The sequence below is a fragment of the Pseudomonas sp. XP1 genome (assembly GCF_053557675.1).
This window is the reverse complement of record NZ_JBNRIJ010000023.1, coordinates 43,644-48,607: the sequence shown is the minus strand read 5'-3', so window position 1 is coordinate 48,607 and position 4,964 is coordinate 43,644. Positions and strand designations below refer to the sequence as shown.

Genomic DNA, 4,964 nt, shown 5'->3' with positions numbered 1-4,964 from the left:
CCGGCAAGCCAGCTCCCACAGGTACTGCATAGTTTTCAAAACCTGTGGTGATCCTGTGGGAGCTGGCTTGCCGGCGATAGGGCCCGAACAGGTAAAACAAGGCCACATTGCAAGACTGTAATCCCCGCCTCACCTTGCCGTTAGCCAGCCCTCGCTAGGATGGCGCTGTCTGATCGGTTATCACGAGGCAACCACGATGAACCTGACCAAATACCTGCTGTTGGCCACCCTTGCCCTGGGCAGCGCCAGTGTTTATGCCGAGGGCGGCGCGGAACGTTCGAAACAATTCTGGCAAGCGTTCCGCGAAGACCAGCAGCGCCTGCATGGCGACAAGCAACAGGCCGTTGCCGAGCGTGAGCGCAAAGCGCAGCAAAAGGCCCGCGAGTTGGCCAAGGATTGAGTGACAGCACCTGCGCCGTGACAGCTCCTCGGCGCAGGTGTATTCAGGCGCCCATCCGGGCGCCTTTTTTATTTGCGCGCCAGCAGGGTGGCGCGGCGAGGGGCCGGCAGGCCTTCGATGGTCTTGCTGTGGTCGTTCGGGTCAAGGAAGTCGCCCAGTGACTGGTAGCGCATCCACTCGGTGCTGCGCTGTTCCTCGACGCTGGTCACGCTTACGTCGACGCAACGCACGTCGCTGAAACCGGCACGGCGCAACCAGCGTTCCAGGGCCGGCACCGACGGCAGGTACCAGACGTTGCGCATCTGCGCATAGCGGTCCTCAGGTACAAGCACCTGGTTTTCGTCACCCTCGATCACCAGGGTTTCCAGCACCAGTTCACCGCCTTTGACCAGGCAGTCCTTGAGCGCCAGCAGGTGCTCGATGGGCGAGCGACGGTGATAGAACACCCCCATGGAAAACACCGTGTCGAAACCTTCGAGATTGGCCGGCAGGTCTTCCAGGGCGAAGGGCAGGTGCCAGGCGGGCAGCTCTGGCAGGTATTGCTGGACGGCCTGGAACTGGCAAAAGAACAACCAGTTGGGATCGACGCCAATCACCATGTCGGCACCGGCACCGAGCATGCGCCACTGGTAGTAACCGTTGCCGCAGCCCACGTCGAGCACGCGCTTGCCCTTGAGATCCAGGTGCGGGCCGACCCGGGACCATTTCCAGTCCGAACGCCATTCGGTGTCCACATGCACGCCGAACAGGTCGAATGGCCCTTTGCGCCAAGGCGACAGGCCCATCAGTGCCTGGCGCATCTGCGCACGGGTGGCATCGTCGCAATCGCAGTCCAGGCGCAGCCCATTGACCAGGTCGATTTCGCTCGGTTGCAGGGCGGGCAGGGCTTCCAGCGCACCGCGCCAACGGTCGAGGTCACCGTGGCCCTTTTCCAGCTTGGCTTCCAGTTGCGCTTGCAGGCCTTGCGACCAGGAAGCCAGAGGCGTACCCGCCAGGCGGCGGACGAGGGGGGACAGATCGATCATGGCAGGGCAATCAAAGAGGCGAAGTTAAGACATTGGAACCAGGGCACCACCTTCGAGAAACCGGCTGCGCGCAGGCGCGCCTGGTGGGCTTCGAGGGTGTCGGGCCTCATCACGTTCTCGATGGCGCTGCGCTTCTGGGCAATTTCCAGTTCGCTGTAGCCATTGGCACGTTTGAAGTCCAGGTGCAGTTCATTGAGCAGGTCCTGCTGTTCATGATCGGCGAAGCGCAGCTTTTCCGAGAGGATCAGCGCACCACCAGGCAACAGCGCCTGGCGAATACGGCTGAGCAGCTCCAGGCGCTGGTCAGGGGCGATGAATTGCAGGGTGAAGTTCATCGCCACCACCGAGGCGGGCTCGAAGGGCAGGGCCAGGATGTCGGCTTCCAGCACCTGCACCGGCAACAGTTCCTGGAACATCGAGTCCTGGGCGGTGAGGTACTGGCGGCAACGCTCGACCATCGCCGTGGAGTTGTCCACGGCGATCACCCGGCAGCCGTCACTGCGCACATGGCGGCGCAGAGACTGGGTAACGGCACCCAGCGACGCACCCAGGTCGTACAGCGCGGTGTGCGGCTGGGCAAAGCGCGCGGCCAGCACGCCGAGGTTCTCGACGATGGTCGGGTAGCCCGGTACCGAGCGCTTGATCATGTCCGGGAACACACGCACCACATCCTCGTTGAAGACGAAGTCGGGCACTTGCTCCAGGGGCTGGGCGAAAAGGCGGTCGGGCTGTTTGCTCACGGCGGGCTCGATACAGGGTGAAACGGAGGCGCATTTTAGCCAAAGGCCACGCGTCTTGCCATGGCAATGCTTCAGGAGGGCCGGACGGTTACCCCAGACTAAAGCGAAGTTTCCCACATCGTTACTTTATCAAAGCGACAGTATCGAGACTGGAGAACAAACAAAATTCAAGTGCATGAATTTGCATGCTGTTGTCAATATCATGAGGTGAGTAATGACTGTCGCAACTGACCTGGAAAAGTATACCGTAGATGAAATGGATCCGCTGAGTAAAGTTAAAATGCTACCGGAGCGCTATTTTGAGTTCCTTGGAAGCCGACTGAGCAATGGTCAGCAAGCAGGCAGCTTGTTGACTGCGGAGAATCTGAAAGCAATAAAGAGGTATGCCAACGTGGTGAGCCAGTTGCCGCGTACCTTGGACCAGGTCGAAAAGGAAGTTGACTATGCAGCCTTGAGGCTGGACGCTTCGCTTGTGTATGAGCTTTATCGTGCGCTGCACAGGCATATTGATGTATGGGACGAGCTTGAGCGAAGCGTCAAGCAACTTGGCCCGGAAATTGAACTGTTCGCCGAAAGCCTTGTACAGCGTGGCAGTACCCTGTTGAACAATCTGGAAAACAGCGATGTGTTTCTGGCGATCAAGAGCTCCAGGGCCGAACAGGGTGACGACGTGTATATCACGGCGTTGAGTGAAGATGAGCAGGCACAGCTAAGGAATGTGCTGGAACCTGGTATTACCGAATTGGTAAGGGAAATCGAAGGCACTCGGCGTCGCATCGATGAAGTCGACGCCCGGGCCAATTGGTTCAATAGTGAAATCAAACGCGAGATCAAGCCGCGCCTGGGGCGCTTGATCACGCATTTCGACGAAAAGGCTTCCAGTGAAGTCATCATGCAAAAGCGGCAGCAACTCGATGAATGGGATGAAAAGATCGATCAGCTGGCGTCCGATTATTCTGCCAACGTGGGCTATGCATTCACCGGGCTTTGGTTCGGACCGATTGGCGTAGCCGTGACCGGAGGCGTTTTTGGCTCCAAAGCCGAAAGCATTCGGGCAGAAAAGAATGCACTGATCGAGAAGCGTGATGAGCTGGCGCAGGAAATGGCAAAACTCTTGCCAGCCCTCCAGGACTTCGAGCGTATCTCGACATTGGTCAGGGATTTGCAGTTCAGGTGCAAGGACCTGTCATCGGCAACTCGGCGTCTGGCGGACGTCTGGTTGTTCATGGCTTCGTATGCCAATAGCTCGGTAAACGAAGCAAAGGAATTGAAGGATATAAAACAGTTGGAGGCGTTCGTTCATGATTTTTCGGAAGTCATCAGACCTTGGGAAAAAATAGGGAGCATCTGCCACACCTTGTCTGAACTGTTTGATGAGCTCGTTGAAGAGTATGAGGATGCCTGACATGGACGTAGTAGATATCAAAGCCGCTGTGCCCGACTTCGTACGCATGCAGCAAGTGCAAGATCAGATATTCAGCCTTGAAGACGCATGGGGCATGAAAGTGCTCCCGCGGGCGCGAGAGCAACTTGGTGAGTTACGAGTGCTGTTGCTGGCAGTCGAGCGTTCTTTCAAGGAAAGCCTGATAGGCGCTATCGTGTTGCTGGAGGACCGGCAGTTTATTTCAAGCCATCCAGATGCTGATACCCACCACAGGTTGGCAACTGTTCTGAATCGTCTGAGTCAGCATCACTCGGTACTGGCCAGGCAAAATCAGCGTCTGGAACTGTTCTCGTTAGCCGCCTTGATTGAGGCATTGCCGGAACTGGAAAGCCGCGTCGACCTGCATAGGCAGCAAGTAATGGCGTTCGATGAACGCTTGACTGAACTGCGGCAAAAACAGACAGATATCGTCGCGGCTATCGAGGTACTGGAAAAGCCTTCTGTTGCCAGTGCCTTCAAGGGGCTTATACCGAACGATGACGAGATTGACCAGATAATCGGCTTGATCACGGATCCGAAAATCGATTCGAGTGTGCTCAAGGCGGCAACGCAAAAGCTGCACAAGCATGCTGATGTGCTGGAAGGGGTCAAGACATTCAGGGACTTAAGTAACGCCCGCAGCAGGCTTGATGCAAGAATCGAGGAGGCACTGAGTGACCGGCGGCATGCTCAGCAAACCTTGGAAAGCACCCTGGATGAGCGAGATGCCGTCAAGGCATTGGCCGGGGTTGAGCCACTCAAGAATGAGTGGCTGCAAGAGCTTCGCAAGTTGGAGCTGCAGTGGCAGGGTCAAGCTGAAAAGCTCGACCCGACGATGGCTTTGCCGGATGGCACGGCCGCGTTGCAAGATCTCTGCGAGTACCTGAAGGTGGTTCAGATGGCGTATGACCGCAGCTGATTGCCCTTAACGGACGATAACTTTGCATTCGAAGGTCTGCACCGGGGCGACGTCTTTAGCCCAAGGTTGTTGGTAAAGCAGCAGCAACTGGGATGTGCCGACACTGCTGGCCTTGTAGCGCCAGGTAGAGACACCGGCGCTGCCGACCATGTCTTCCTCGGGGGCGTTGTACACCTCCGGGCCGAGGCTTTTCAGCACGTTCGAGGCGGGGTTCTCGACGCGCCAGCGGTAGCCGGTGGATGGATTGCTGGGCAAGCTCAGGGTCAGCACCTGGCCAACCTGCAGGCGTGTCGGGCATTCGCTTTCGGCGTCCAGTTCGACGGGTTGCGTAGGCTGTTGGGCGCAGGCGGAAATCAGGGCGAAGCTCAGGGGAACGAGCAGACGAGGGGCGGTCATGTTGGCTCCGGAGGCTGACGATGGCCTGAGGATAACCGATGATCGAGGAGATTTGTGTTGC

General features: G+C 57.8%; 6 protein-coding genes. 3 read left to right on the top strand and 3 right to left on the bottom strand.

Annotation, left to right across the window (positions count from 1 at the left end):
• The first annotated feature begins 196 nt into the window (after positions 1 to 196).
• A complete protein-coding gene (locus ACK1U9_RS18510) occupies positions 197 to 400 on the top strand; it encodes a hypothetical protein (protein WP_108481787.1) in 204 nt (67 codons plus the stop codon).
• A gap of 68 nt (positions 401 to 468) precedes the next feature.
• Here the strand turns inward: ACK1U9_RS18510 and cmoB are convergent, their stop codons facing one another.
• On the bottom strand, positions 469 to 1,425 hold the full coding sequence (gene cmoB / locus ACK1U9_RS18505) for a tRNA 5-methoxyuridine(34)/uridine 5-oxyacetic acid(34) synthase CmoB (protein WP_025340421.1): 957 nt from the start codon (positions 1,423 to 1,425) through the stop codon (positions 469 to 471).
• Positions 1,422 to 2,165, bottom strand: coding sequence for a carboxy-S-adenosyl-L-methionine synthase CmoA (gene cmoA / locus ACK1U9_RS18500; RefSeq protein ID WP_108481788.1), 744 nt, complete (start codon positions 2,163 to 2,165; stop codon positions 1,422 to 1,424). Before cmoA ends, cmoB begins: the two co-directional genes overlap by 4 nt.
• 214 nt (positions 2,166 to 2,379) lie before the next feature.
• On the opposite strand from cmoA, the gene ACK1U9_RS18495 reads away from it, so the two are divergent.
• Together ACK1U9_RS18495 and ACK1U9_RS18490 are read left to right on the top strand one after the other, a co-directional pair.
• Entirely contained in the window at positions 2,380 to 3,570 is a 1,191-nt protein-coding gene (locus ACK1U9_RS18495) for an alpha-xenorhabdolysin family binary toxin subunit A (RefSeq protein WP_108481789.1), read from the top strand.
• 1 nt (position 3,571) lies between these two features.
• Positions 3,572 to 4,507 (top strand): alpha-xenorhabdolysin family binary toxin subunit B, encoded by a 936-nt coding sequence (locus tag ACK1U9_RS18490; RefSeq protein WP_108481790.1) that lies wholly within the window; start codon positions 3,572 to 3,574, stop codon positions 4,505 to 4,507.
• A 6-nt stretch (positions 4,508 to 4,513) separates the two neighbouring features.
• Here ACK1U9_RS18490 and ACK1U9_RS18485 read toward each other — a convergent pair whose 3' ends face one another.
• Positions 4,514 to 4,903 carry a protease inhibitor I42 family protein gene (locus ACK1U9_RS18485; RefSeq protein WP_046614779.1) on the bottom strand — a complete coding sequence of 130 codons (390 nt, stop codon included), beginning with the start codon at positions 4,901 to 4,903 and terminating at the stop codon, positions 4,514 to 4,516.
• Positions 4,904 to 4,964 lie beyond the last annotated feature (61 nt).